The organism is Flavimobilis marinus (assembly GCF_900113055.1).
GTDB lineage: Bacteria > Actinomycetota > Actinomycetes > Actinomycetales > Cellulomonadaceae > Flavimobilis > Flavimobilis marinus.
Genome location: NZ_FONZ01000001.1, coordinates 468,920 through 494,081 on the forward strand (window position 1 = coordinate 468,920; position 25,162 = coordinate 494,081).

Here is a 25,162-nt window from a genome sequence, read left to right on the forward strand (position 1 = left end):
CAGACCGATGTTCCGCAGGGACAGGATCGAGCTCAAGTCGATCGAGGAGATGCTCCTCATGCGACGGGCGGGTCTCGTCGTCGCCGACGCGCTCGACGCGGTCCGCGCCGCGATGGTCCCCGGCATCTCGACCGTCGCGCTCGACGGGATCGCGGCCGAGGTGATCGCCCGCGCGGGCGCAGCGCCGTCGTTCCTCGGCTACCAGGGATATCCCGCGTCGATCTGCGTGAGCGTCAACGACGAGGTCGTGCACGGCATCCCCGGGGCCCGGACGGTCGCGGCCGGTGACGTCGTGTCGGTGGACTGCGGTGCGATCGTCGACGGCTGGCACGCGGACGCTGCGATGACGGTGGTGCTCCCCGACGCCGACCCCGCCGACGTCGCCCTCTGCGAGATCACCGAGTCGGCGATGTGGGACGGCATCGCGGCGCTCCAGAGCGCCGAGCGGCTCCACGCGGTCGGCGCAGCGATCGAGGCCAGCGTCGCGGAGTCCGGGACGCACCCCGAGGCCGAGCGCCCGTACGGGATCGTCCGCGAGTACGTGGGGCACGGCATCGGCTCGGCCATGCACCAGGCGCCGGACGTCCCGAACTACCGACCCCGCGACCGCGGCCCCCGGGTGCGCCCGGGCATGTGCGTCGCCATCGAGCCCATGATCACCCGCGGCGAGCCCTACACGCAGGTCTGCGAGGACGACTGGACGGTCGTCACGGACGACGGCGCCCGTGCGGCTCACTGGGAGCACACGGTCGCGATACACGAGGGTGGGCTCTGGGTGCTGACGGCACGTGACGGCGGTCACGATCGGCTCGCTGAGCGGGGCGTCAGCGTCGCGCCGCTCGCCGTCGACTAGTGCAGTCGGGTCCGGCACGGCACGCTGAACGGGGCGCTCCGACGCTCGCGCGACGACCCCATCGTCGTCCACAAGGGGAGATGGGGGTTTTCACCCCTTTCTCAGAAGCGTAGTGTGAAGAACAGACCATCGGGCTGCTCAGCGGGGGCACGGAGCCGACCCGATGGACATACGAACGTCTCGGGGGAGCGTTGCTAGATGAGTACACCACCGACGCCGCACGGCGGCCGTCAGACGGGCCGAGCCCGTGCGCGACATCCACGCGGCATGCCGCGATCCGCTGGCGATCGCCTGGGCGATTCGCGGCTGCTGCAGCGGTTGGCCCGGCCCCGGCCGCTGACCATCCTGCGCGCGCCGTCGGGGTTCGGTAAGTCCTCGATCGCCGCGCAGTGGCTGCGTGCGACGGTCGCGGACACCGCGGACGTCGTGTGGCTCGGGGCCGACGTCGGCGGGTGGGGTGCCGACGACCCGGCCGAGGTCTTCTGGGGCGCTCTCGCCTCGCGCCTCGACGAGCTCGAGCCGTCCGAGGGCGACGGCGGCTGGGGGAGCGCGCGGGAGGCGGTCGCGGACCTGCTCTCTCGTCGCACGAGCCCCGTGTTCGTGGTGCTCGACCGCTACTCGCAGATGGTCCCGGGGCGCTCCGAGGTCGACCGCGCCCTGACGGAGCTCCTGCACACGTGCGAGCACTTCTACCTCGTGGTGTGCACCCGGGAGGTGTCCTCCCTCGAGGTGGTCGGTGCGGCGATCGTCGACTCCCTCGTGCTGCGGCCGGCCGACCTCGCCCTGACGCCGGACGACGTCGTCGCCCTCGCCGCGCGGCACGACCTCGCGCTGACGGCCACCGAGGCACAGGCGATCTGTGCCCACACCGGGGGGTGGCCCGCGCTCGTGCGGGTCATCCTCGTCAGCTCGGCCGCGGAGCGCCAGGAGGGCGACCGCGCCACGATTCGCTTCGACGCGGGCACGTGGTTCCTGCGCACCGCCTGGCAGGAGTTCGAGATCGCCGGCCTGCAGGAGTTCGTCCTGGACACGTCGGTGTTCCCGTCGCTGACCGAGGCGCTCCTGGACGAGCTCATGCCCGACCGCGACTGCGCCGCGTACCTCGACGCGCTGCTCGCCGCCGGTCTCATGCAGATCGAGCACTCGGGCGGCGAGCAGGTCTACCGGCACCTGCCCGCGGTGCGCCTCGAAGCGGCCACGAGGCTGCGCGAGCAGGACCCTGACCGCTACCAGGAGCTCTGCCTCCTCGCCGCGCGGCGCCACGAGGCTGTCGGAGACCACGGCGGCGCGCTCGCGCAGCTCGTGACCGCCGGTCTGTGGCCCGAGGTGCTGGAGATCGTCGAGCGACGGTGGACCGCGCTCGTGACGCACGAGGCGCACACGCTCGAGCGCGTCCTGCCCGCGGTGCCCGACGTCGTCGTCGCGCAGAGCGCGTACCTCGTCGCTGCGCGCGACTACGTGCTCGACGCCGCGCAGGAGCCGGCGCGGCCCTGGCACCACGAGCATCCTCTCGGCGGGGTCCTGGGCCCGATGCTCGGCCTCATCACCGCGGGGACGGACGTCTCCGAGATCCAGGGGCGCCCGCGCGGCTACGACGCGTTCACCGAGACCGTGCGCCGCGCGCTGCCCGGGGTGCTGTGCGAGTGGGGGGTGTCCCGTGTCCTCGCGGTCGACCTCCCCGGCGCGCTGCGTTCCTTCCGGGACGCCCACCAGGTCGCCGAGCTCGCGCAGATGCCGGCGATGTCGCGGCGGGCCGCCCTCGGTGCGGCGATGGTCCTGTGCCTCGTGGGTGACGTGCGCGACGCCCACGCCTGGTTCGAGCGCTACGAGTCCGCGGCTGCCCGAGACCACGAGGTGGTGCCGCCCCTGCTCGTGGGGGTCGCCGATGCCGTCCGTGAGGTGCTGGGGCTCTCGCGGCTCGAGCCGTTCCAGGCGAACGTGATACTCGACCTGCCGCTCGACCGGTCGCTCGGTGGCCTCTGGGCGGTCGGCCTCCTGGCGAAGACGCAGGTCGCGCTCGTGACGGGTCGGGTGGCCGGGCTGCTGGACGAGCTCGACGCGGCAGCGCGCCACCTGGCGCACGACTCCGACAGCCAGCTTCTCGGCACGCTCGTGGCGTGCGCGCGAGTGGACCTCATGCTCTCGCTGGGGCAGCACCTGCGCGCACGCGCCGTCGTGGAGCGCCTGTCGCCCACGCTGCAGTCGGTCGAGGTTGCTCGCGCGCGCTCGGCATGGGCGACGGGCAACCACGCGGCCGCGATCGAGGTCTGCCAGCGGCTGCTGCGCGGCGACGTGCCGACCGCACGCGTGCGGATCTCGCTGCTGGCCGTCCAGGCTGCCTCCGAGCACGCCCGGGGCCGGCGCGCCGAGGCGGCGCGCGCCATGCAGATGATGATCCACGAGGTGGACGCCGCGGAGATGTACGCGAGCCTGCTCTATGTGCCGCGTGCCGTGCTGCTCGACCTCGAGGGAGACGTACCCGGGCTCGGTCCCGCGATCGCGCGGATCGCGCGGCTCAACCTCGAGCACGACATGTTCCCCGCGCCGTCGGCGCAGACGGAACTGAGCGAGCGCGAGCGGGAGGTGCTCGCGGCGCTCGCGCGGACGGGGTCCGTGAACGGGGTCGCCACGGCGCTCTTCGTGACGACGAACACGGTCAAGACGCACCTGCGGAGCATCTACCGCAAGCTCGGCACCCACTCCGCGCGGGAGACCGTGCAGCGTGCGGTCGAGTTCGGCCTGATCGACGAGGTCGTCTCGGCGCGCCTGTCGATGTGACCGGGGTCGCCGCACTGGCGTTTACGTGGGGAGCGTGCATGGCGTACAGTGGTGCGTTGGTATGTGTCAGCGCATGCCACTCTCGCCTCCAGGGACTCTTCTCCATCGCGCTCCGCAGCGGCTCCGGCCGATCGGCACGTCGTGGGCGTCCCCGGTGCGCGGTGCACGGTAGTCAACCAGGAGTTAGCGGAGGATATGGCGAAGAAGGACGGCGTCATCGAGATCGAGGGCAGTGTTGTCGAAGCGCTGCCCAACGCGATGTTTCGAGTCGAGCTGGCGAACGGGCACAAGGTGCTCGCTCACATCTCGGGGAAGATGCGTCAGCACTACATCCGGATCCTCCCTGAGGACCGGGTGGTCGTCGAGCTCAGCCCGTACGACCTGACGCGCGGCCGTATCGTCTACCGCTACAAGTAACCGACCCAACCAACTGCCGTCGTCACCTGTCCCGCGCCGCGGGACGGGTTCCGCACGGCGGCGAAGGAACCACGATGAAGGTCAAGCCGAGCGTCAAGAAGATCTGCGACAAGTGCAAGGTGATCCGCCGGCACGGACGTGTCCAGGTCATCTGCGAGAACCTGCGTCACAAGCAGCGCCAGGGCTGAGCCCCGACGCCTGCATGTAGGTCAGCAGATCCGGTCCGCCAGGGCCACCCAGCGCACCATCGCCCACGAGCCGAGGCTCGAGGGACACCCCCGGTTCGGAGGCCGGGGCTCGCACACCGCGAGACGATGATGCGGAAGACCTCCGAAGCATCACAGGAGCCACCAGACACATGGCACGTCTAGTCGGCGTCGACCTCCCCCGCGAAAAGCGGGTCGAGATCGCGCTCACCTACATCTTCGGCGTCGGTCGTACCCGCGCCAAGCAGGCTGTCGCCGCCACCGGCGTCAACCCCGACACCCGCGTGAAGGACCTCGGCGAGACCGAGCTCGTCGCGCTCCGTGACTTCCTCGAGGGCAACTTCAAGATCGAGGGTGACCTCCGCCGTGAGGTGGCCGCCGACATCCGTCGGAAGGTCGAGATCGGCGCTTATGAGGGCCTGCGTCACCGCCGCGGCCTCCCCGTGCGCGGTCAGCGCACGAAGACCAACGCGCGTACCCGCAAGGGCCCCAAGCGCACTGTGGCCGGCAAGAAGAAGGCCCGCTAACAAGCAGCAGTCCGTGCCGGTCCCCGACCGCTCGCACGGTCCGATCACCTCAGACCAGGAGAGACCACAGCTATGCCTCCCAAGACTCGCGCCGCCGCGCGCAAGCCTCGCCGCAAAGAGAAGAAGAACATTGCGGTGGGCCAGGCTCACATCAAGAGCACCTTCAACAACACCATCGTGTCGATCACGGACCCGACCGGCGCCGTGATCTCCTCGGCCTCCTCGGGCCAGGTCGGCTTCAAGGGCTCGCGCAAGTCGACGCCGTTCGCCGCGCAGCTCGCTGCCGAGGCCGCGGCCCGCCGCGCCCAGGAGCACGGCATGAAGAAGGTCGACGTCTTCGTCAAGGGTCCCGGCTCCGGCCGTGAGACCGCGATCCGCTCGCTCCAGGCCGCTGGCCTCGAGGTCGGCTCGATCCAGGACGTGACGCCTCAGGCTCACAACGGCTGCCGCCCCCCGAAGCGCCGCCGCGTCTGACCAGCACACCCGGCGGGCCAGCGATGGCCCGCCGGGTCCTGCTCGTCTCCGGACGAGACAGACCCTTTCATCATCGGACGCCGAGCGGAGATGCCAGATCCGCAGGCCCGCTTTTCACTGTGATGCGTCATATGGCGGACGCGCACCGAAAGGACACCACCAGTGCTGATCGCACAGCGCCCCACCCTGACCGAAGAGGTCATCTCGGAGAACCGTTCGCGGTTCACCATCGAGCCGCTCGAGCCCGGCTTCGGCTACACGCTCGGCAACTCGCTCCGCCGCACCCTGCTGTCCTCGATCCCGGGCGCAGCCGTCACGTCGATCCGGATCGACGGCGTCCTGCACGAGTTCACCACCGTGCCGGGTGTCAAGGAAGACGTCACCGAGATCATCCTGAACATCAAGAACCTCGTCGTCTCCTCGGAGAACGACGAGCCCGTCGTGATGTACCTGCGCAAGCAGGGCTCGGGTGTCGTGACGGCCGCGGACATCGTGCCGCCGGCTGGCGTCGAGGTGCACAACGCGGACCTCCACATCGCGACGCTGACGGAGAAGGGCAAGCTCGAGATCGAGCTCACCGTCGAGCGCGGTCGTGGCTACGTCTCGGCCAACCAGAACAAGTCGTACGACGCCGAGATCGGCCGCATCCCCGTCGACTCGATCTACTCGCCGGTCCTGAAGGTCACGTACAAGGTCGAGGCCACGCGTGTCGAGCAGCGCACCGACTTCGACAAGCTGATCGTCGACGTCGAGGCGAAGCCGGCGATCACGCCGCGCGACGCTCTCGCCTCGGCCGGCAAGACCCTCGTCGAGCTGTTCGGCCTGGCGCGCGAGCTCAACGTCGAGGCCGAGGGCATCGAGATCGGCCCGTCGCCGACCGACGCTGCGCTCGCCGCCGACCTCGCGCTCCCTATCGAGGACCTGCAGCTGACGATCCGGTCGTACAACTGCCTCAAGCGCGAGGGCATCCACTCGGTCGGCGAGCTCGTCGGCCGCAGCGAGGCCGACCTCCTGGACATCCGTAACTTCGGTTCGAAGTCCATCACCGAGGTGAAGGAGAAGCTGGTCGGTCTGGGCCTCTCGCTCAAGGACTCCCCGCTCGACTTCGACCCGAGCACGGTGGACTACACCGACGGTGACGACGCCGACTTCGTCGACTACGAGAACTGACTCTCGGGGGCGCCAGCCCCACCCCATCTTCTGAGGAGCAACAAGACATGCCTACCCCCACCAAGGGTCCCCGGCTCGGCGGCAGCCCGGCGCACGAGCGCCTGATCCTGGCCAACCTGGCTGCCAGCCTGTTCGAGCACGGGCGTATCACGACGACGGAGACCCGCGCCAAGCGCCTGCGTCCCTTCGCCGAGCGTCTGATCACCTTCGCGAAGCGTGGCGACCTCGCCGCGCGTCGTCGGGTCCTGCGCACGATCACCGACAAGGGCGTCGTGCACGTCCTGTTCACGGAGATCGCGCCGACCATGGCGGAGCGCAACGGTGGCTACACGCGGATCATCAAGGTCGCGAACCGCAAGGGCGACAACGCCCCCATGGCCGTGATCGAGCTCGTGACGGAGCCGGTCAGCCCCAAGCAGGCCGTCGTCCGCGAGGCTGAGAAGGCCGCCAAGAAGTCGGCTCCGGCGAAGGTCGAGTCGGCCGAGTCCGCCGAGTCGGCTGAGTCCGCCCCGTCGGCTGAGTCAGCCCCGTCCGCCGACTCCGCTCCGTCCGCGAAGTCCGCTCCGTCGGCGCCGTCGGCCGAGGAGACCGCTGAGGACACCAAGGCCTGAGCTTCGCTCTCGCCTGTCGAAGGCCCGCACACCCAGCGTGTGCGGGCCTTCTGCGCGCCCGGCGAGCCGATGGCCGGGCACGCGGCCGGGCCGGCACCGGGCCGGCGCTCACGCCAGCAGATGCCAGGCGCGCGCGCCACCGACCAGGGCTGCGGAGTTGGGTACGACGACCACCTCCTGCCCGAGGCGCTCGACGACCGGAGCCGTGAGGCGGCGTGCGTTTCCCCCGCCGAGGTAGAGCCGGTCCCAGCAGAACACGGGCGCGAGGCCTTCGACGGCGCGCAGCACCCGGCGGGACCACAAGCCGTCGCCGAGCCGCCGGCGCTCAGGCTCGCCCAGGTACTGGTCGTAGGTCGTGCCGCGCCGCACCGGGGCGTGCGACAGCTCGAGGTGAGGCGCCAACCGTCCCCCGTCGAAGTGGGCGGAGCCGAGACCGGTCCCGAGCGTCAGCACCAGCTCCAGGCCGGTGCCAGCGATCACGCCGGCGCCATGAAGCTCCGCGTCGTTGACGACCAGCACGGGCATGTCGAGCGCCCGCTGCAGCGCTGCGCGCAGGTCGAAGCCCGCCCAAGCCTGGGCGAGCGCGGGGTCCACGCGGGAGCGCGGGCCGCTCCGGGTGACGTAGTGGGGCGTGCGCACGACGACGCCGTGGCGCACCATCCCAGGCAGGCCGACACTCGCGCGCGTGGTCGCAGGGAGGTCGCGGGCGAGCTCGGTGATCGCCTCGATCAGCCGCTCGGGTGGGAGCGGGTACGGCGTGGGGACGCGCACCGGCGGCGCGTGCGAGGTACCCGCGGCGTCGAGCACCCCGGCCTTGATGCCGGTGCCGCCGCAGTCCACGCTCAAGGTGAGGTCGGTGCCCATCCCGCCACGGTAGTGCGCGATGATGGTGCGCGTGATCCGTGTGCGCCTCGACCTGTCCTACCGCGGGACCGAGTTCGCGGGCTGGGCGCGCCAGCCCGCGCTCCGCACCGTGCAGGGTGTGGTGGAGGATGCGATCGAGCGCGTGACCCGCGCGGGTCGGCTTCCCGTCACGGTCGCCGGGCGTACGGACGCCGGGGTCCACGCGCGCGGGCAGGTGGTGCACGTGGACCTGCCGCCCGAGGCCTGGCAGGCGCTGCCGGGCCGGTCGGCGCGTGCTCCCGAGGAGGCGCTCGTGTGGCGCCTGGCGGGCACCCTCCCGACCGACGTCGTCGTGCACCGGGCGCGGCTGGCGCCGCCCGGCTTCGATGCGCGGTTCAGCGCGCTGCGCCGCCGGTACACGTACCGGGTGGCTGACCATCCCGCGGCCCGCGACCCGCTCCGACGTGACGCGGTGCTGTGGACGCGCACGCGCCTCGACGTCGCCGCCATGAGCGCGGCCGTGGCACCGCTGCTCGGGTTGCGGGACTTCGCCGCGTTCTGCCGTCCCCGGGAGGGGGCGACGACCATCCGGGAGCTGCAGGAGCTCTCCTGGACGCGCCCGGACAGCGGGGCAGACGCAGGACTCGTCGTCGCGTCGGTGCAGGCCGACGCGTTCTGCCACAACATGGTGCGGGCACTAGTCGGGGCGTCGCTGGCCGTGGGGGAGGGGCGCCAGGACGTCCGGTGGCCCGAGCGGCTGCTCCTGGCACGGGTGCGCCAGCCGGGTGTCCACGTCGTCGCGGCGCACGGCCTCGTGCTGGAGGAGGTCGTCTACCCCGCGGACGACGAGCTCGCGGCCCGGGCCGAGGCTGTCCGGGCGCGTCGGATGGACGAGGAGGCTCACTGACCCGCTTGCGCGCTCGGCCCGCCTCCGTGGTCCCCGGACCGCGACAGGTCAGCGGTCGTCGTCGTCCTCGATCAGGTCCGCCTGCTGCTCGTCGGCGTCGCGGTCGGTGAGGCCCGGGACGTCGTCCTCGTCGACGATGTGCACCGCGGCCTCCTCGGCCGAGGCAGCGCCGCCGTCGATCCCCACGTCTCGGACGAAGATGTCGTTCTCACGCCCCTGCTCCGCACCGGCATCGCCCGTGAGCCGCCCCGCGCGGTCCAGCTCGCGGGCACCCTTCTCGGGAGCCTCCCAGATCTCGGGCTCCTCCTGGGCGAGGCGACGGTCGAAGGGCTCGCCGGCGCTCTGCTCCCAGTCCGTCTCGCCGTAGTGGTTGGGGCGGTCCCGCTCGGGCGGGGTGTATCCCTCGTCGAGGGTGTCGTCCACCCCGCGGTCGTCGAGGGTCTCCTGCGCCTCGAGCTGGTTGGAGTCGCCCTCGGCGAACGTCCCGGGGCCGGTCGGGTGCGGTGGGGTGATCTCGCTGCTCATGTCCCCACACTGGCACGAGCCTGCGGGCTCCGCCACGGGACGCTGCGCTCGTAGGATGGCACCATGGCGACGTACAAGATCGTGCTGTTCTACGGCCTGGCGCCGCTGCCCGACCCGGTCGCCGTCCAGCTCTGGCAGCGCAGCCTCGCGCAGCAGCACCAGCTCACCGGGCGCGTGATCGTCTCGCCCCAGGGCATCAACGCGACCCTCGGCGGGACGGTCGAGGCGCTCAAGCAGTACGTCAAGGTCACGCGCCAGCACCCAGCCTTCGCGGACATCGACGTGAAGTGGTCCCAGGGGACCGGGGCTGATTTCCCGCGGCTGAGCGTGAAGGTCCGCCCCGAGCTGGTCAGCTTCGGTGTGCCGGACGAGGTCGAGGTGACCGCCGAGGGCGTCGTGGGCGGGGGGCGTCGCCTGTCGCCGACGGACCTGCACGCCCTGGTCGCCGAGCGTGGAGACGACGTCGTTATGTTCGACGGGCGCAACGCGTTCGAGGCGGAGATCGGTCGGTTCCGCGGCGCGGTGGTCCCCGACGTGCGCACCACGCGCGAGTTCGTCGCGGAGCTGGACTCGGGGCGGTACGACCATCTGCGGGGGCGGCCCGTCGTCACCTACTGCACCGGCGGGATCCGCTGCGAGTTCCTGTCGGCGCTGATGACCCGCCGCGGCTTCGGGGAGGTCTACCAGCTCGACGGCGGGATCGTCCGCTACGGCGAGGAGTTCGGGTCCGCGGGTCTGTGGGAGGGCTCGCTCTACGTGTTCGACCAGCGCATGCACGTCGAGTTCGACGGCACCGCGACGTCCCTCGGCACGTGCGAGGAGTGCCGCCAGGCGACTGCCGAGTACCGCAACTGCGCCGACGCCGCGTGCACGACGCTGCGGCTGGTGTGCGGCGGCTGCGCCCCCACGGTCGCGGAGCAGCGCTGCTCCGCGTGCGTCGCGGCGCGTCCGGGAGCGTCCGATCGTCGCCGTCCCGTCGCGGTCCCAGCCGCCGACGCCGACCACGACAGCGGGGCCGTCCGGGCGGCCGGGCACTGATGTGACGTACGGCCTTTTGACCTCAGGGTGCCCGGGCGGCTATCGTTGGCAGTCGTTGTGCTTCCCCTCGTGACCGGTGCGCCCACTCGCTAGGTCTTAGTGAAGCCCTCACCGACCTCACCGGACGCGGACTCCCGTGTGCCGGAGATGACACACGAAACGAAACGAAGGCTACGACCGTGCGTACGTACACCCCGAAGCCCGGTGACCTCCAGCACACCTGGTACGTCATCGACGCGACTGACGTCGTCCTGGGCCGTCTGGCCACCCACGTGGCTACCCTGCTGCGTGGCAAGCACAAGGCGACCTTTGCGCCGCACGTTGACGGCGGCGACTTCGTCATCGTCATCAACGCCGAGAAGGTTGCGCTGACCGGGAACAAGCGCGAGCAGAAGATCGCCTACAACCACTCGGGCTTCCCGGGTGGTCTGCGCGCCGTCTCCTACTCCGACCTCCTGGAGAAGAACCCCGAGCGCGCCGTCGAGAAGGCCGTGCGGGGCATGCTCCCCAAGACGACCCTCGGCCGCAACCAGCTGGCCAAGCTGAAGATCTACCGTGGCGCGGAGCACCCGCACGCCGCCCAGCAGCCCCAGCCGTTCGAGATCACCCAGGTTGCGCAGTAGGCCCCGCCTGCTGACGCTCACATCGCCTTAACACAGGACGCGAGGACACCACCAGTGGCCGAGACCACCGTCGACACCGACACGCTGGACGAAGAGACCCCCAGCACCTACACCTCTGAGTCTGCTGCCCCCACGGGCCGCGGCCAGTCGATCACCGCCCCGGCTCAGGCCCTCGGGCGCCGCAAGGAGGCGATCGCCCGCGTGCGGCTCGTCCCCGGCACCGGACAGTGGAAGATCAACGGGCGCACGCTCGAGGAGTACTTCCCGAACAAGGTCCACCAGCAGGTCGCCAACTCCCCGCTGAAGCTCGTGGACGTCGAGGGTCGCTTCGACGTCGTCGCGCGCATCAACGGCGGCGGGATCTCCGGGCAGGCCGGCGCGCTGCGCCTCGGCATCGCTCGCGCCCTCAACGAGATCGACGCCGAGCACAACCGCCCGGCGCTCAAGAAGGCCGGCTTCCTGACCCGCGACGCCCGCGTCGTGGAACGCAAGAAGGCCGGGCTCAAGAAGGCCCGCAAGGCGCCCCAGTACTCCAAGCGCTGATCCAGCGCTGCACCGAAGGGCCCGACGGTTCGCCGTCGGGCCCTTCTGCGTTCCGGCCCGCGACGTGCGGGCGCACCGGCGAAGCGGCAGGGCGCGCAGTACGATGCTCCGGGCGCCGCCGCGGCGCCCCAGGAAGGAACACATGGGACGCCTCTTCGGCACCGACGGCGTGCGAGGGCTCGCCAACCGCGACGTCACGGCAGAGCTCGCGCTCGACCTCGGGGTCGCCGCCGCCCACGTGCTGGGATCCTCCGGCGAGTTCGAAGGACACCGCCCACGCGCCGTCGTCGGACGCGACCCGCGCGCCTCGGGTGAGTTCCTGTCCGCCGCCGTCGCCGCAGGCCTCGCCAGCGCCGGCGTGGACGTGGTGAACGTGGGCGTGCTGCCGACGCCCGGTATCGCCTACCTCACGGGGACGACCGGGGTCGACCTCGGCGTGGTCCTCTCCGCGTCCCACAACGCCATGCCAGACAACGGGATCAAGTTCTTCGCGCGCGGCGGCGTCAAGCTCGACGACCACGTCGAGGACGCCATCGAGGCCCGCCTCCGTGAGGACTGGGAACGTCCGGTCGGCGCCGCTGTCGGCCGCATCTCCACCGACAGCGGGCGCGCGGGTGAGCAGTACGTCGAGCACCTGGTCGCGAGCGTCGGCGGCACCGGCGACGCGACACCGCTCGCCGGCCTGCGGATCGCGGTGGACTGTGCCAACGGGGCGGCGAGCGAGGTCGGGCCCGCGGCGCTGCGCGCGGCGGGGGCCGACGTGGTGGTGATCAACGCGTCCCCCGACGGCCGGAACATCAACGAGAAGTGCGGCTCGACGCACCCCGAGCAGCTCCAGGCCGTCGTCGTCGCCTCGGAGTCCGACTTCGGCGTCGCGTTCGACGGAGACGCCGACCGCTGCCTGGCCGTCGACCACACGGGCACCCTCGTCGACGGCGACGCGATTATGGGCATCCTCGCCCTGACGCTGCGCGACCAGGGCCGCCTCGCGAGCGACACGCTCGTCGTCACGGTGATGAGCAACCTGGGTCTGATCCTCGCGATGCGCGAGTCCGGGATCGCGACCGTCCAGACGGGCGTCGGGGACCGCTACGTCCTCGAGGCGATGCGCGCCGAGGGGTACAGCCTCGGTGGCGAGCAGTCCGGCCACATCATCCTCTCGGAGTACGCGACCACGGGGGACGGCGTGCTCACGGCGCTCAAGCTGGCCGCGCGGGTCGCAGAGACGGGTCGACGTCTGGCAGACCTCGGCTCCGTGATCACGAGGCTGCCGCAGACGCTGCTGAACGTGCCGGGCGTCGACAAGGCGCGTGCCTCGACCGATCCCACGCTGCTCGAGGCGGTCGCGACCGCCGAGGCCGAGCTGGGGGAGACCGGGCGGGTGCTCCTGCGGTCGTCGGGCACGGAGCCGCTCGTGCGCGTGATGGTCGAGGCGGCGACGCAGGACCAGGCTGACCGCACCGCTGCGCGGCTCGCCGACGTCGTGCGGACCTCGCTCGCGCTGTGAGGCCGGACGCCTGGCACGGCCCCGTCGACGCTGACGCACGCGCGGCAGTCGCTCGGCTGCTCGCCGGCGCACAGCACGGCGTCGTCGCCATCGTCGAGGCCGGTCACCCGGTGCTCCGGCGCCCGGCTGAGCCCTACACGGGTCAGGTGGGCGACCTCCTCCCGGCGCTCCTGGACGTGATGCGGGCGACCATGCGCGCGGCTCCGGGCGTCGGTCTGGCTGCGCCCCAGATCGGCCTGCCGCTCGCGATCGCGGTGCTCGAGGACCCCGGCTTGCCCGCCGGGATGGAGGCCGCAGCGGACGAGCGCGAGCGGACGGTACTGCCGCCACGCGTGCTCGTGAACCCGTCGTACGAGCGGGTCGGGCACGAGGACCGGGCGTTCTACGAGGGCTGCCTCAGCGTGCCCGGCTACCAGGGAGTCGTGCGCCGGCCCCGCGCCGTCCGGCTCCGCGGCCAGGACGAGCAGGGGCGCGAGCTCGACGAGGTGCTGACCGGTTGGCCGGCGCGCATCGTGCAGCACGAGACCGACCACCTCGCTGGCGTCCTGTACGTCGACTCGGTCGAGACGCGGTCGCTCAGCACCAACGAGATGTACGCGCGAGCCTGGGCGGGCGAGGCCACGCCACGGGCAGCCGCCGGAGCGCTCGGCTTCCGGCTCGACAGCTGAACCGAGGTCGGCCAGGACTGTCCAGCCTCCGGCCCGGCCCGTAGGCTGGTGCAGGCGTGCCGCAGGGCCGGCGCGTCGATCCCGAGCAGACGAGGTGCCGTGGGCGAGCTCATCACTGACGTGAGCCAGAACATCGAGACGTGGATCCTGGCGCTGGCGGCGTCACCGTGGATCTACGTCGCCCTGCTGTGCCTGGCGACGATCGACGGCTTCTTCCCGCCGGTGCCCAGCGAGTCCGTCGTGATCACGCTCGCCGTCGCTGCCTCGACCACGGGCTCGCCGCACATGGCCGGCGTCTTCGTCGTGGCTGCGGTGGGCGCGTGGACGGGGGACCAGATCGCCTACGCCATCGGACGAGCGGTCGGCACCGACCGGGTACCGTTCCTGCGCGGACCGCGCGGCCAGCGAGCGGTGGCGTGGGCGCGGCAGGCGCTCTCGGCCCGGGGTGCGTCGTTCATCCTCGCGGCGCGGTACGTGCCGATCGGGCGGGTCGCGGTGAACTTCAGCGCGGGCGCGCTGGGCTACCGCCGTCATAGCTTCATGGCCATCAGTGGGGTCGCAGGTCTCACCTGGGCCGCGTACTCGGTGGCGATCGGTCTCGCGGCGGCGAGCTGGCTCGGCCACCGCCCGCTGCTGGCGATGGCCATCGGGATCGTGATCGGCATCGCCTCAGGCTTCGTCCTCGACCAGGTGCTGGGGCGGCTCGCGCTGCGGCGCGGCGGGCCGACCCGCACCGGCGAGCAGCCGGAGGTCGAGGGGATCCTCACGGACGACGCCGGGAGCGATCGCGAGCGCGTCGCCTAGAGCTTGCGCAGCCGCACGCGCTCGATCGCGTGGTTGGCGCCCTTGGCGAGAACGAGCGTGGCGCGCGAGCGCGTCGGGATGATGTTCTGGTCCAGGTTCGGGGCGTTGATCGAGTCCCAGATCTGCTCCGCCTTCGCGACGGCCTCCGCGTCGGTCAGCGTGGCGTACCGGCTGAAGTACGACGCCGGGCGCGAGAACGACGTCTCCCGCAGCGACAGGAACCGGTCGATGTACCACTGCTTGACGTCACGGGTGCGCGCGTCGACGTAGATGGAGAAGTCGAAGAAGTCGCTCACCGCCAGGCTCGAGTTGTCCATCGTGGGGCGGGCGGGCTGCAGGACGTTCAGGCCCTCGACGATCAGCACGTCGGGCTGGCGCACCACGACCTCCTGCCCGGGGACGATGTCGTAGGTGACGTGGGAGTAGACGGGCGCGCGAACCTCCGGACGACCGGCCTTGACCTTGGTGAGGAAGCGCACCAGGGCGCGCCGGTCGAACGACTCCGGAAAGCCTTTGCGGTCCATCAGACCGCGGCGCTCGAGCTCAGCGTTGGGGTACAGGAACCCGTCCGTCGTGACGAGGTCGACCTTGGGGGTCTCGGGCCAGCGGGCCATGAGCTCGCGCAGCACGCGCGCGGTCGTGGACTTGCCCACGGCGACGGACCCCGCCACGCCGATGACGTACGGCGTGCTGCCGGTGTCCTCGTGCAGGAACGTGGACGTCGCGGCGTGCAGACCGCGTGTCGCGCGGACGTAGAGGTTCAGCAGGCGCGAGATCGGATGGTAGATCGCCTCGACCTCGGCAAGGTCGATCGGGTCGCCCAGCCCGCGCAGGCGCTCGAGGTCGGTCGCGGTGAGGGGGAGCGGCGTCGACTCCGACAGCGCGCTCCAGGAGGTGCGGCCCATCTCGACATAGACCGAGGGCGGCACCGGCGCTGGGTGGCGGTTCACGAGGGTGATTGTCCACGACGCACGGCCCTGCGCGGAAACCACGGCCTTCCGGGCCGTGGGTAGACTCGCCCTCATGTGCGGAATCGTCGGTCATGTCACCTCAGCTGCTGCGTCCTCCCGAACCCTCGACGTGCTCATGGAGGGACTCGGCCGGCTCGAGTACCGCGGGTACGACTCGGCGGGCGTCGCGCTCGTCACACCGGGTGCGGCCACGGTCGCTGCGGCGAAGCGCGCCGGCAAGCTGACGAACCTGCGGCAGGCTCTCGTGGAGCATCCGATGCACGACGCAGTCGCCGGCATCGGCCACACGCGGTGGGCGACCCACGGCGCGCCCAACGACACCAACGCCCACCCCCACCTGGCAGCAGGCGGCCAGCTCGCGCTGATCCACAACGGGATCGTCGAGAACTTCGCGCCGCTCAAGGCGGAGCTCGTCGCGGCCGGCGTCACGTTCCTCTCGGAGACCGACACCGAGGTCGCCGCCCACCTCGTCGCGCGGGCCTACGCGACCTCCGGCGACCTCGCCGAGGCCATGCGCATGGTGTCGCGGCGGCTGCACGGCACCTTCACGCTGCTCGCGGTGCACGCGGACCAGCCCGACGTCGTCGTCGGTGCTCGCCACGACTCCCCGCTCGTCGTCGGCCTGGGTGAGGGCGAGAACTTCCTCGGCTCCGACGTCGCGGCTTTCATCGCGTTCACCAAGGAGGCGCTCGAGCTCGGGCAGGACCAGGTCGTGACGATCACGCCGGACTCGGTGACGGTGACGGACTTCGACGGCAACCCTGCCGAGGGGCGCCGGTACACGGTCGACTGGGACGCGGCAGCCGCGGAGAAGGGCGGCTTCGCGTCGTTCATGGACAAGGAGATCCACGACCAGCCGCAGGCGGTCGGGGACACGCTGCTGGCCCGCACCGACGAGCGCGGCCAGATCGTCCTGGACGACCTGCGCATCGACGAGTCCGTGCTGCGCAGCGTGGACAAGATCATCGTCGTCGCGTGCGGCACCGCCGCCTACGCGGGCCACGTCGCCAAGTACGCGATCGAGCACTGGTGCCGCATCCCCGTCGAGGTGGAGCTCGCGCACGAGTTCCGCTACCGCGACCCGATCATCGACGCCCAGACCCTCGTGGTCGCGATCTCGCAGTCGGGCGAGACGATGGACACGCTCATGGCGGTGCGGCACGCCCGGGAGCAGGGTGCGAAGGTCATCGCGATCGTGAACACCCATGGCTCGACCATCCCGCGCGAGTCCGACGCCGTGCTCTACACGCACGCCGGACCCGAGGTCGCCGTCGCCTCCACCAAGGCGTTCCTGTCCCAGATCACCGCCGCGTACATCCTCGGTCTCTACCTCGCCCAGCTCCGGGGCAACAAGTACCCGGACGAGGTCGCCGAGGTCTTCGACGAGTTGCGCCTGATGCCCGCGCGCATCCAGGAGATCCTCGACGGCGCCGAGCACGTGCGCGAGGTCGCACGCTCGATGTCCGAGGCCTCGTCGGTCCTGTTCCTGGGTCGGCACGTCGGCTTCCCGGTCGCGCTCGAGGGCGCGCTCAAGCTCAAGGAGCTCGCGTACATCCACGCGGAGGGGTTCGCCGCGGGTGAGCTCAAGCACGGCCCGATCGCGCTGATCGACGAGGGCCAGCCGGTCATCGTCATCGTGCCGTCGCCGCGCGGGCGTGACTCGCTGCACTCGAAGGTGGTCTCGAACATCCAGGAGATCCGGGCACGTGGGGCGCGCACGATCGTGGTGGCCGAGGCCGGGGACGACGACGTGCTGCCGTACGCGGACGAGGTCTTCTGGGTCCCGCAGTCGCCCGTGCTCCTCGCGCCGCTGCTGACGACCGTCCCGCTGCAGATCTTCGCCTGCGAGCTCGCGACCTCCAAGGGTCTCGACGTCGACCAGCCGCGCAACCTGGCCAAGTCCGTCACGGTCGAGTGACCCGGCCGGCGTGAGCATCGTCGGCATCGGGGTCGACGTCGTCGACGTCGCGCGCCTGGGACAGCGCCTGGCCCGCGTGCCGCGCCTGGCCGAGAAGCTCTTCACGCCGGCCGAGCGGCTCCTGCCGCTGCGCTCGCTCGCGGGCCGCTTCGCGGCGAAGGAGGCGGTGGGCAAGGCCCTCGGCAACCCGGGTGACCTGTCGTGGCACGACGTCGAGGTGACCCGCCGCGACGGTGCGGCACCGGTCCTGGTGGTCCGTGGCGCGGCCGCCGAGCGCGGCGCGGAGCTCGGCGTCCGCGCCTGGCACCTCAGCCTCTCCCACGACGCCGGTATCGCGACGGCGTTCGTGGTCCTCGAGACGAGCTGATCGCCCCCGCGCACGCCTCCCACGACCGAGCGCCCCGAAGCTGCCGGGCTCGGCCACTGAGATCGGAGAAGTCAGGGCGCTCGACCGCAGAGTCGGGGCACTCGACGAGGCGGGGTGGGGAGTGGGTCAGGCCGTAAGGTTCGGGACCACCTCGCGCTCGAACAGCTCGAGGGGCGAGCGGTCCCACGCGACGCCGGGGAAGTACGTGATGGCGTAGGTCATGCCCAGCCGCTCGAGCTCGGTGAGCTTCTCGACAATCTGCTCGGGCGTCCCGACCAGGGGCTGGTCCCGCAGGTCCGCCGCCATGGCGTCGGCGCGCTCGGGGAGCGCCGCCCGGTAGCGGTCGGCGAGCCAGGCGAGCTGGTCCTCGACGCCCTGCTCGGTCTCGGCGATCACGACGTTGTAGTTGGCCGAGCGCGTGATCTCGTCCATGTCGCGGCCGAGGTCGCGGCAGTGCTCCGCGAGGACCGCGGACTTGTGCGCGAAGCCCTCGGGCGAGCCGTCGAAGTTCGTGTAGTCGGCGTAGCGGGCAGCGATCCGGAGCGTCTTCTTCTCACCGCCGCCGGCGATCCACAGCGGGATGCCGCCGTCCTGCACGGGCTGCGGGTAGCAGAGCGCGCCGTCGACCTGGTAATGCTTGCCGTCGAGCGTCGCCGAGCCCTCTGACCACATCTGGCGCATGATCTGCACACCCTCGTCCAGCATCTCGATCCGCTCGCCCGCCCGCGGGAAGCCGTAGCCGTACGCGCGCCACTCGTGCTCGTACCAGCCGGCGCCGATGCCCATGAGGGCGCGGCCGCCGCTGATCACGTCGACCGTCGCGGCGACCTTCGCGAGGTACGCGGGGTTGCGGTAGGCCATGCACGTGCACATCTGCCCGAGGGCGACCCGTGACGTCGACGCCGCGAACGCGGCCATCAGCGCCCACGCCTCGTGCGTGGCCTCGGTCGTGGGCTCCGGCACGGTGTGGAAGTGGTCGTACACCCAGATCGACGAGAAGGTCGATCCGGCGTCGGCGTGCGTGGCGAGCGAGGACATGACGTCCCACTGCTCGGTGACCGGGATGCCGACGAGGTCGTGGCGCCAGCCCTGAGGGATGAAGAGTCCGAGTTCCATCTGACCAGCGTAGGACCTCGGGGGTGCTGGTGCCCCTGCCCGCGGACGGTGAGTGAGGCATCATGGCGTGCATGATCGAAGCCGTCGGTGTGCACCGCGTCCGGGCAGCCGAGGAGCCGCTGCTCGCGGCCGGCGTGCCCCTCATGGAACGCGCGGCGGCGGCGATCGCCGCCCGCGCCGCGCAGGTCCTGCGCGGCCGGCAGGGTGCCGTGCGCGGTGCTGTCGTCGTCGTCCTGGTGGGCCCCGGCAACAACGGTGGTGACGGTCTGCACGCCGCGGCGCGCCTCGCCCGCCGCGGCGCCCGCGTGACGGTCGTGCAGCTGGGGGACCGGGTGCACGAGGGTGGCTTGGCCGCGGCGGACGCGGCCGGTGTCGCGGTGCGGCGGGCCGGTGCCGGCCCGGAAGCGCTCGGCCTTCCCGGTGCGGCGCGCCTCGCGCTCGACGCCGACCTGCTCGTGGACGCGCTCCTCGGCATCGGTGCGACGGGCGCGCTGCGGGGCGACGCCGCGCGGCTCGTCCGCCAGCTGCTCGCCGCGGACCACCGGCCGTTCGTCCTCGCCGTCGACGTCCCGAGCGGGATCGGGGTCGGGGACGGGACCGTGCCCGGGCCGGTGCTCCCGGCCGACCTCACGCTGGCCTGCGGTGCGCTCGCGCCCGGGCTGCTGCTGCCGCCGGCCGCAGGGCACGCGCCGCACGTGGAGCTCGTCGACCTGGACCTCGACGTGCCTGCCGCGCAGCCGGGCGACGTGGGCGGGCCGGCGGAGGGTCTCGACGCCGTCCACCGGCTCCAGGACGCCGACGTGCCGGGTGCGTGGCCGGTCCCACGCCCGTCGGACGACAAGTACCGGCGGGGAGTCGTCGGCGTGGTCGCGGGGACGGCGACATACCCGGGGGCGGCCGTGCTGACCGTCGGGGCGGCGGTGCGCTCGGGGGCGGGGATGGTCCGGTACGTCGGGCCGGCCGAGCCTGCCGCGGCGGTGCTCGCCGCGCACCCGGAGGTCGTGCCCGGGAGCGGACGGGTACAGGCGTGGGTCCTGGGACCGGGCGTCGACCCCGAGGACGGCGAGCAGGCCCGTCACGTCCAGGAGGCCCTCGGGGAAGCAGGTCTGGGGTCGCGCGGCTACTTCGCGCCCACCGGAGTGTGGGGGCCGACGGCGGACGCCGGGATCCGCCCCGTGGTGGTGGATGCCGGCGCCCTCGCCGCGCTCCCGGAGCGCTGTGCGCCGTGGGTGGTGCTCACGCCGCACGCGGGCGAGCTGGCCCGGTTGCTCGGCGAGCGCGGCGAGACCCTCGTGCGCGAGGACATCGAGGCCGAGCCGTACCGCTGGGCACGGCGGGCCTGCGACCTGACGGGAGCGACGGTGCTGCTCAAGGGCGCGACGACGGTCGTCGTCGGCCCGGGCGGCACCTTCAGCCAGGCCGAGGCCCCAGCGTGGCTGGCGACCGCCGGCGCAGGCGACGTCCTCGCCGGGCTGCTGGGCACCCTGCTCGCCGCGCGCGCGGAGGAGGCCGTGCAGCACCCGGGGCTCGTCGTGCGGCTCGCGGCGCTCGCGGCGCTCGTGCACGGCCGGGCGGCCACGACGGCGAACCCCGGCGGGCCCGTGAGCGCCTCGATGCTCGTCGAGGCTCTGCCGCGTACGATCGCGAGACTGATCACGAGGGAGGAACGATGAGTGAGGTGCTCGTCGCGTGCTCGCACGGGACCGACGACGCGCGAGGGCGCTCCGCGGTGGCCACGATCGTGGCGGACGTGGCCCGGCTCGCGCCGGAGATCGACGTCCGCGAGGCGTTCGTCGACGTCCAGTCCCCGTCGCTGGTCGAGGTCGCCGCCGCGACGACGCCCGCCGAGGACGTGGTGATCGTCCCGCTGCTGCTGTCCGCCGGCTTCCACACCTACGTCGACATCGCCGAGGCCGCCGAGTCCTCCGGGGCCGCGGCCGCCGGCACGCTCGGCCCTGATCCGCGCCTCGTGGACATCGTCGTGGAGCGTCTGCACGAGGCCGGCGCGCGCCCCGACGACGTCATCGTGCTCGCGGCCGCGGGATCGAGCGACGCGCGCGCGATCACGGCTGTCGAGTCGATGCTCACGGCGGTGCGCGAGCGGTGGGGGACAGACGTGACGGTCGCCTACGGCGGGGTCGAGCCCCGGGTGCCCGACGTCGTCGCCCAGCTGCGTGCGGGAGCGCCGGACGGGGCGCGTGTCGTCCTCGCCTCCTACCTCCTGGCCCCGGGATTCTTCCTGGACCGGCTGCACGAGGCCGGAGCGGACGTCGTCACCGCACCGCTCGCGCCCGACCCGCGGCTCGCCGAGATCGTCCTCGACCGCTACCGGGCGGCCCGGGACGCCGCGGGTGCCCGCACGTCATGACCGCGCCGGGTGAGACAATCACCGGCGTGACGGATCCGTACTACCCGGCCCAGGCGGTCGTCGACCTCGCGGCGATCCGTAGCAACATCGCCCGGCTCGTCGACACGGCAGCCGGCGCGGCGGTGATGGCGGTCGTGAAGGCGGACGGCTACGGCCACGGCCTCGTCCCGAGCGCGCGAGCAGCGCTCGCGGGCGGAGCGACGTGGCTCGGGGTCGCCCAGCCGGCGGAGGCCCTCGCGCTGCGCGCCGCCGGCGTCGACGCGCGGCTCCTGACGTGGCTCACCGCGCCCGACGCCCCGCTGGCAGACCTGGTCGCGGCCGGGGTCGACGTGTCGGTCGCGTCCTTGCCGGTGCTCGACGCGGTCGTCCGGGCTGCTGGAGAGCGCGGACGCCCGGCGCGCGTGCACCTCGAGGTCGAGACCGGCCTCGGTCGCAACGGCATGTCCTACGACGAGCTCCCTTGGGCGCTCGCGCGGATCGCCGCGCAGGTGCGCGAGGGCGCGCTGGAGCTCGAAGGGCTGTGGTCGCACCTGGCCTGCGCGGACGACCCCGCCCATCCGTCGGTCCGCGCGCAGCGGGACGCGTTCGACGAGGCCGTCCGGCTCGCGGAGCGCGCGGGCTGCCCGCCGCGGCTGCGGCACCTGGCCAACTCTGCCGCCACGCTCACCGAGCCCCGACTGCACTACGACCTGGTGCGCCCTGGCCTGGCCGTGTTCGGGCTGTCGCCGGTCCCCGCGATCGCCTCGGCGGCGGAGCTCGGCCTGCGCCCGGCGATGCGGCTCGAGGCACGCCTCGCCACGGTCAAGACGCTGCCCGCGGGGCACGGCGTCTCCTACGGCCACGCGTACGCGACGGCGCAGCGCACGAAGGTCGGGATCGTCCCGCTCGGATACGCCGACGGCGTGCCGCGCCACGCCTCGGGCGGCGACGCGGGCCCGGGGGGCCCCGTCCGCGTCGGTGAGGGCGCGCGCGCACGGACCCTGCGGATCGCGGGCCGGGTGTGCATGGACCAGGTCGTCGTCGACCTCGGCCCCGACGCCCTCGAGCAGGCTGGGGACACCGTGGTGCTGTTCGGCGACGGGCACGACGGCGGGCCGACGGCGCAGGACTGGGCCGACGCAGCAGGAACCATCAGCTACGAGATCACGACGCGCCTGGGCAGCCGGGTACCGCGTCGCTACCTGGGGGAGGACGCATGAGCACGCCCGACGGCGCACGGACCTGGACGTTCGAGCTGGCGGACGCGGCGGCCACGCAGTCGTTCGGCCGCGCGCTCGCGGGTCTGCTGCGGGCAGGCGACCTCGTGGTCCTCACCGGCGACCTCGGTGCGGGCAAGACGACGCTCACGCAGGGCATCGGCACCGGGCTGCAGGTGCGCGGCCAGGTCGCGTCGCCGACGTTCGTGATCGCACGCGTGCATCCGTCGCTCGTCGGCGGTCCCGCGCTCGTGCACGTCGACGCCTACCGGCTCGGTTCGCTCGACGACGTGGACGCGCTCGACCTCGACACCTCACTCGACGAGTCGGTCACCGTGGTGGAGTGGGGCAGCGGTCTCGTGGAGTCCCTCGCCGAGGACCGGCTCGAGCTCGTGCTCGAGCGCCCGCGCGGTGAGGTGGCCGAGGACGAGGACGCTGCCGCGGGAGTGCGGCACGTGACGATCACCACGATCGGCCCCCGGTGGGCCCACGTGGATGTGGCGGCCCACGTAGGCTGACCCGTATGCCTGTTCTCGCACTCGACACCTCTGGTGCCGTCGCCGCCGCGATCGTCGCGGACGACGGTGCCGCGCTGGCGCAGGCCGCCGTCACGGAGCCCCGGCGTCAGGCCGAGGAGCTCGGCCCGATGATCGCGGACCTGCTCGCGCGCGCAGGCCTCGGCCCGCGCGACCTGTCGCGGGTCGTCGTGGGCACCGGGCCCGCCCCTTTCACCGGCCTGCGCGTCGGCCTGGTGACCGCGCGGACGTTCGCGCTCGCCGCGGGCCTCCCGGTCGCGGGTGTGTGCAGCCTCGACGTCCTGGCTCAGGAGGCCGCCGCTCCCACGGGCACGCGGGTCCTCGTCGCGACCGACGCACGGCGCAGGGAGATCTACTGGCGCAGCTACGTCGTCGACGCCGAGGGCCGTGCGATCCCCGACGGTGAGCCGTCGGTCGGTACCGCGGCGGCGGTCGCGGCGGAGCTCGACCTCGCCGGGACGGTCGTCGTCGGCGCCGGGGGCGTCCTCTACCGGGAGGAGCTGACGGCGGCGGGCGCTCTGGTCCGCGACGCTCCGGTGACGCCGGACCCGGTCGTGCTCGCCCGCCTCGCGGCGCGCGCGCTCGCGGACGGTGCCGAGCTCCCCGTCCAGCCGCTCTACCTCCGGCGCCCGGACGCGCAGGTGCCCAACGCCCGGAAGCGGGCGACCGCATGAGCGAGCTCGACCCGGACCTCGAGATGACGCTCGACCTGTCGCTGCACCGCCAGCTGGTCGCCGAGGACGCCCCGGCCACGGAGCCTGAGCCGCGGCCCGCGGTGCGGCTGCGGCCGCTCGCGTGGGCGGACGTCACCCGCGTCGCTGCGCTCGAGACCGCGCTGTTCGGACCGAGCGCCTGGACCATGGGGATGCTGACCGAGGAGCTGCGCGGCAACGGGCGCTGGTACGTCGCGGCCGAGCCTGCGGTCGAGGGCGCGCCCCAGCCGCTGGTGGGGTACGCGGGGCTGTGGTTCGACGGGGACAACGCCCACGTCATGACGATCGGGGTGGACCCGGCCGTACAGCGCCAGGGGGTCGGCGCGATCATGCTCCGTGCACTCGTGGAGCGCGCCCGGGAGATCGGTGCGCTGAGCATGGTGCTCGAGGTCGCCGTCGACAACGACGCCGCGATCGCGATGTACGAGCGCGCGGGATTCGTCCGGATCGGGCTGCGCAAGCGGTACTACCAGCCCGAGGACGTGGACGCGCACACGATGCAGCTCGTGCTGCAGCCGGGACCCGCTGAGGGCGCGACAGCCTGATCCGCAGTGACCCACGGGCGACGGAGCCCGCGACGAGAGGAGCCATCGGATGAGCCCCACCCGCAGCACGGTCCTGGTCAGCGCGAGCGAGCTGCAGGGCATGCTGGACTCCGGCAAGCCGGTGCACCTGCTGGACGTGCGCTGGGCGCTCGGACGCGACGACGGGCACGAGCGGTTCCTCGCGGCGCACCTGCCCGGCGCCGTGTACGTGGACCTCGACACGGAGCTGGCGTCCGCCCCGTCCGCGGAGCGCGGACGGCACCCCCTGCCGGACGTCGCGGCGCTCGAGCGTGACGCCCGCCGGTGGGGCGTGCGCGCCGGCAGCGAGGTCGTCGTCTACGACGACGCAGGTGGCCGGAGCGCTGCACGGGCCTGGTGGCTGCTGCGGTGGGCGGGCGTGGACGTGCGTCTGCTCGACGGGGGGCTCGACGCGTGGGCCGCCGGCGGCGGGCAGCTCGTAGGCGGGGAGACGGAAGTCCCGCCCGGGGACGTCAGCCTCGTCGGCGGCCAGCTCCCGGTGGTGGAGGCAGACGGCGTCGCCACGCTCGCCGGGCGCGACGACGCCGTCGTGCTCGACGCGCGTGCGCGCGAACGGTTCCGTGGAGAGATCGAGCCGGTCGACCCCCGTGCCGGCCACGTCCCCGGCGCCGTGAGCGCCCCCACCGACGAGAACCTGTCCGACGCCGGCCTGTTTCTCGCCGATGAGGCCCTGCGGCGCCGCTTCGAGGCCCTCGGCGTCGACGTCGAGTCGCACCAGCCCGGGGTGGCGGGTCCCGACCAGCCGGTCGCCGTCTACTGCGGGTCAGGGGTGACGGCGAGCCACGAGGTCCTGGCGCTGGCCGCGGTCGGTGTCACCGCGGCGCTCTACCCCGGGTCCTGGTCCCAGTGGTCCCACGACCCGGAGCGCCCGGCGGCGACCGGGGACTGACCGGCAGGCT

The 25,162-nt window shown here is 72.6% G+C and carries 28 protein-coding genes; 24 read left to right on the forward strand and 4 right to left on the reverse strand.

Going from position 1 to position 25,162, the window contains the following annotated elements; translation table 11 throughout:
- The first annotated feature begins 7 nt into the window (after nt 1-7).
- The 8 genes from map to rplQ all read left to right on the forward strand — a co-directional run bounded on the left by map (nt 8) and on the right by rplQ (nt 7,036).
- Nucleotides 8-853, forward strand: a complete 846-nt coding sequence (gene map / locus BMZ30_RS02165; RefSeq protein ID WP_093374636.1) for a type I methionyl aminopeptidase — start codon at nt 8-10, stop codon at nt 851-853.
- A 267-nt stretch (nt 854-1,120) separates the two neighbouring features.
- On the forward strand, nt 1,121-3,631 hold the full coding sequence (locus BMZ30_RS02170) for a helix-turn-helix transcriptional regulator (RefSeq protein ID WP_177191250.1): 2,511 nt from the start codon (nt 1,121-1,123) through the stop codon (nt 3,629-3,631).
- A 195-nt stretch (nt 3,632-3,826) separates the two neighbouring features.
- Entirely contained in the window at nt 3,827-4,048 is a 222-nt protein-coding gene (gene infA / locus BMZ30_RS02175) for a translation initiation factor IF-1 (RefSeq protein ID WP_019146749.1), read from the forward strand.
- Nucleotides 4,049-4,122: 74 nt separating this feature from the next.
- Nucleotides 4,123-4,236 carry a 50S ribosomal protein L36 gene (rpmJ, locus tag BMZ30_RS02180; protein ID WP_013117849.1) on the forward strand — a complete coding sequence of 38 codons (114 nt, stop codon included), beginning with the start codon at nt 4,123-4,125 and terminating at the stop codon, nt 4,234-4,236.
- A gap of 170 nt (nt 4,237-4,406) precedes the next feature.
- Nucleotides 4,407-4,781, forward strand: a complete 375-nt coding sequence (gene rpsM, locus BMZ30_RS02185; RefSeq protein ID WP_093374640.1) for a 30S ribosomal protein S13 — start codon at nt 4,407-4,409, stop codon at nt 4,779-4,781.
- 72 nt (nt 4,782-4,853) lie between these two features.
- Nucleotides 4,854-5,255 carry a 30S ribosomal protein S11 gene (rpsK, locus tag BMZ30_RS02190; RefSeq protein WP_093374642.1) on the forward strand — a complete coding sequence of 134 codons (402 nt, stop codon included), beginning with the start codon at nt 4,854-4,856 and terminating at the stop codon, nt 5,253-5,255.
- A gap of 162 nt (nt 5,256-5,417) precedes the next feature.
- Entirely contained in the window at nt 5,418-6,425 is a 1,008-nt protein-coding gene (locus BMZ30_RS02195; RefSeq protein ID WP_093374644.1) for a DNA-directed RNA polymerase subunit alpha, read from the forward strand.
- 47 nt (nt 6,426-6,472) lie between these two features.
- Nucleotides 6,473-7,036 carry a 50S ribosomal protein L17 gene (gene rplQ / locus BMZ30_RS02200; protein ID WP_093374645.1) on the forward strand — a complete coding sequence of 188 codons (564 nt, stop codon included), beginning with the start codon at nt 6,473-6,475 and terminating at the stop codon, nt 7,034-7,036.
- Nucleotides 7,037-7,144: 108 nt separating this feature from the next.
- On the opposite strand, the gene BMZ30_RS02205 is transcribed toward rplQ, so the two are convergent.
- Nucleotides 7,145-7,900, reverse strand: coding sequence for an ROK family protein (locus tag BMZ30_RS02205; protein ID WP_093374647.1), 756 nt, complete (start codon nt 7,898-7,900; stop codon nt 7,145-7,147).
- A 22-nt stretch (nt 7,901-7,922) separates the two neighbouring features.
- On the opposite strand from BMZ30_RS02205, the gene truA reads away from it, so the two are divergent.
- Complete coding sequence (gene truA / locus BMZ30_RS02210; protein ID WP_093375655.1) at nt 7,923-8,786, forward strand: tRNA pseudouridine(38-40) synthase TruA; 864 nt, start codon at nt 7,923-7,925, stop codon at nt 8,784-8,786.
- Nucleotides 8,787-8,834: 48 nt separating this feature from the next.
- Here truA and BMZ30_RS02215 read toward each other — a convergent pair whose 3' ends face one another.
- A complete protein-coding gene (locus tag BMZ30_RS02215) occupies nt 8,835-9,311 on the reverse strand; it encodes a DUF5709 domain-containing protein (RefSeq protein WP_219810170.1) in 477 nt (158 codons plus the stop codon).
- A 63-nt stretch (nt 9,312-9,374) separates the two neighbouring features.
- Between BMZ30_RS02215 and trhO the strand changes: the two genes are divergently transcribed.
- The 6 genes from trhO (at nt 9,375) to BMZ30_RS02245 (ending at nt 14,494) form a co-directional block, all read left to right on the forward strand.
- Nucleotides 9,375-10,349: an oxygen-dependent tRNA uridine(34) hydroxylase TrhO gene (gene trhO, locus BMZ30_RS02220; RefSeq protein ID WP_093374649.1), complete on the forward strand. Its 975-nt coding sequence runs from the start codon at nt 9,375-9,377 to the stop codon at nt 10,347-10,349.
- A gap of 179 nt (nt 10,350-10,528) precedes the next feature.
- Nucleotides 10,529-10,972 (forward strand): 50S ribosomal protein L13, encoded by a 444-nt coding sequence (rplM, locus tag BMZ30_RS02225; protein WP_093374650.1) that lies wholly within the window; start codon nt 10,529-10,531, stop codon nt 10,970-10,972.
- 54 nt (nt 10,973-11,026) lie between these two features.
- A complete protein-coding gene (gene rpsI / locus BMZ30_RS02230) occupies nt 11,027-11,515 on the forward strand; it encodes a 30S ribosomal protein S9 (protein WP_093374652.1) in 489 nt (162 codons plus the stop codon).
- 142 nt (nt 11,516-11,657) lie between these two features.
- On the forward strand, nt 11,658-13,022 hold the full coding sequence (gene glmM, locus BMZ30_RS02235) for a phosphoglucosamine mutase (protein WP_093374654.1): 1,365 nt from the start codon (nt 11,658-11,660) through the stop codon (nt 13,020-13,022).
- On the forward strand, nt 13,019-13,690 hold the full coding sequence (gene def, locus BMZ30_RS02240) for a peptide deformylase (RefSeq protein WP_093374656.1): 672 nt from the start codon (nt 13,019-13,021) through the stop codon (nt 13,688-13,690). The genes glmM and def overlap by 4 nt, the downstream gene beginning before the upstream one ends.
- 99 nt (nt 13,691-13,789) lie before the next feature.
- A complete protein-coding gene (locus BMZ30_RS02245) occupies nt 13,790-14,494 on the forward strand; it encodes a DedA family protein (RefSeq protein ID WP_093374658.1) in 705 nt (234 codons plus the stop codon).
- On the opposite strand, the gene coaA is transcribed toward BMZ30_RS02245, so the two are convergent.
- Nucleotides 14,491-15,399: a type I pantothenate kinase gene (gene coaA / locus BMZ30_RS02250; RefSeq protein ID WP_229828457.1), complete on the reverse strand. Its 909-nt coding sequence runs from the start codon at nt 15,397-15,399 to the stop codon at nt 14,491-14,493. The genes BMZ30_RS02245 and coaA overlap by 4 nt on opposite strands.
- 118 nt (nt 15,400-15,517) lie before the next feature.
- Between coaA and glmS the strand changes: the two genes are divergently transcribed.
- Entirely contained in the window at nt 15,518-17,383 is a 1,866-nt protein-coding gene (gene glmS / locus BMZ30_RS02255; protein WP_093374662.1) for a glutamine--fructose-6-phosphate transaminase (isomerizing), read from the forward strand.
- Nucleotides 17,384-17,393: 10 nt separating this feature from the next.
- The gene (locus BMZ30_RS02260; protein ID WP_093374664.1) at nt 17,394-17,750 is read left to right on the forward strand and encodes a holo-ACP synthase; all 357 of its coding nucleotides are present in this window, start codon (nt 17,394-17,396) and stop codon (nt 17,748-17,750) included.
- Between the two features lie 126 nt (nt 17,751-17,876).
- Here BMZ30_RS02260 and BMZ30_RS02265 read toward each other — a convergent pair whose 3' ends face one another.
- The gene (locus tag BMZ30_RS02265) at nt 17,877-18,866 is read right to left on the reverse strand and encodes an LLM class F420-dependent oxidoreductase (protein WP_093374666.1); all 990 of its coding nucleotides are present in this window, start codon (nt 18,864-18,866) and stop codon (nt 17,877-17,879) included.
- A 71-nt stretch (nt 18,867-18,937) separates the two neighbouring features.
- Between BMZ30_RS02265 and BMZ30_RS02270 the strand changes: the two genes are divergently transcribed.
- From BMZ30_RS02270 to BMZ30_RS02300, 7 genes are read left to right on the forward strand one after another with little or no spacing between them, the layout of a single operon-like run.
- Complete coding sequence (locus BMZ30_RS02270; protein ID WP_093375657.1) at nt 18,938-20,539, forward strand: bifunctional ADP-dependent NAD(P)H-hydrate dehydratase/NAD(P)H-hydrate epimerase; 1,602 nt, start codon at nt 18,938-18,940, stop codon at nt 20,537-20,539.
- Nucleotides 20,536-21,234, forward strand: coding sequence for a sirohydrochlorin chelatase (locus tag BMZ30_RS02275; RefSeq protein ID WP_093374668.1), 699 nt, complete (start codon nt 20,536-20,538; stop codon nt 21,232-21,234). Before BMZ30_RS02270 ends, BMZ30_RS02275 begins: the two co-directional genes overlap by 4 nt.
- Nucleotides 21,231-22,433 carry an alanine racemase gene (alr, locus tag BMZ30_RS02280; protein WP_093374670.1) on the forward strand — a complete coding sequence of 401 codons (1,203 nt, stop codon included), beginning with the start codon at nt 21,231-21,233 and terminating at the stop codon, nt 22,431-22,433. Before BMZ30_RS02275 ends, alr begins: the two co-directional genes overlap by 4 nt.
- Nucleotides 22,430-22,948: a tRNA (adenosine(37)-N6)-threonylcarbamoyltransferase complex ATPase subunit type 1 TsaE gene (tsaE, locus tag BMZ30_RS02285; protein WP_093374672.1), complete on the forward strand. Its 519-nt coding sequence runs from the start codon at nt 22,430-22,432 to the stop codon at nt 22,946-22,948. The genes alr and tsaE overlap by 4 nt, the downstream gene beginning before the upstream one ends.
- A gap of 5 nt (nt 22,949-22,953) precedes the next feature.
- Nucleotides 22,954-23,640, forward strand: coding sequence for a tRNA (adenosine(37)-N6)-threonylcarbamoyltransferase complex dimerization subunit type 1 TsaB (gene tsaB / locus BMZ30_RS02290; RefSeq protein ID WP_093374674.1), 687 nt, complete (start codon nt 22,954-22,956; stop codon nt 23,638-23,640).
- The gene (rimI, locus tag BMZ30_RS02295) at nt 23,637-24,224 is read left to right on the forward strand and encodes a ribosomal protein S18-alanine N-acetyltransferase (RefSeq protein ID WP_229828317.1); all 588 of its coding nucleotides are present in this window, start codon (nt 23,637-23,639) and stop codon (nt 24,222-24,224) included. The genes tsaB and rimI overlap by 4 nt, the downstream gene beginning before the upstream one ends.
- A gap of 49 nt (nt 24,225-24,273) precedes the next feature.
- Complete coding sequence (locus tag BMZ30_RS02300) at nt 24,274-25,152, forward strand: sulfurtransferase (protein ID WP_093374676.1); 879 nt, start codon at nt 24,274-24,276, stop codon at nt 25,150-25,152.
- Nucleotides 25,153-25,162: the final 10 nt, after the last annotated feature.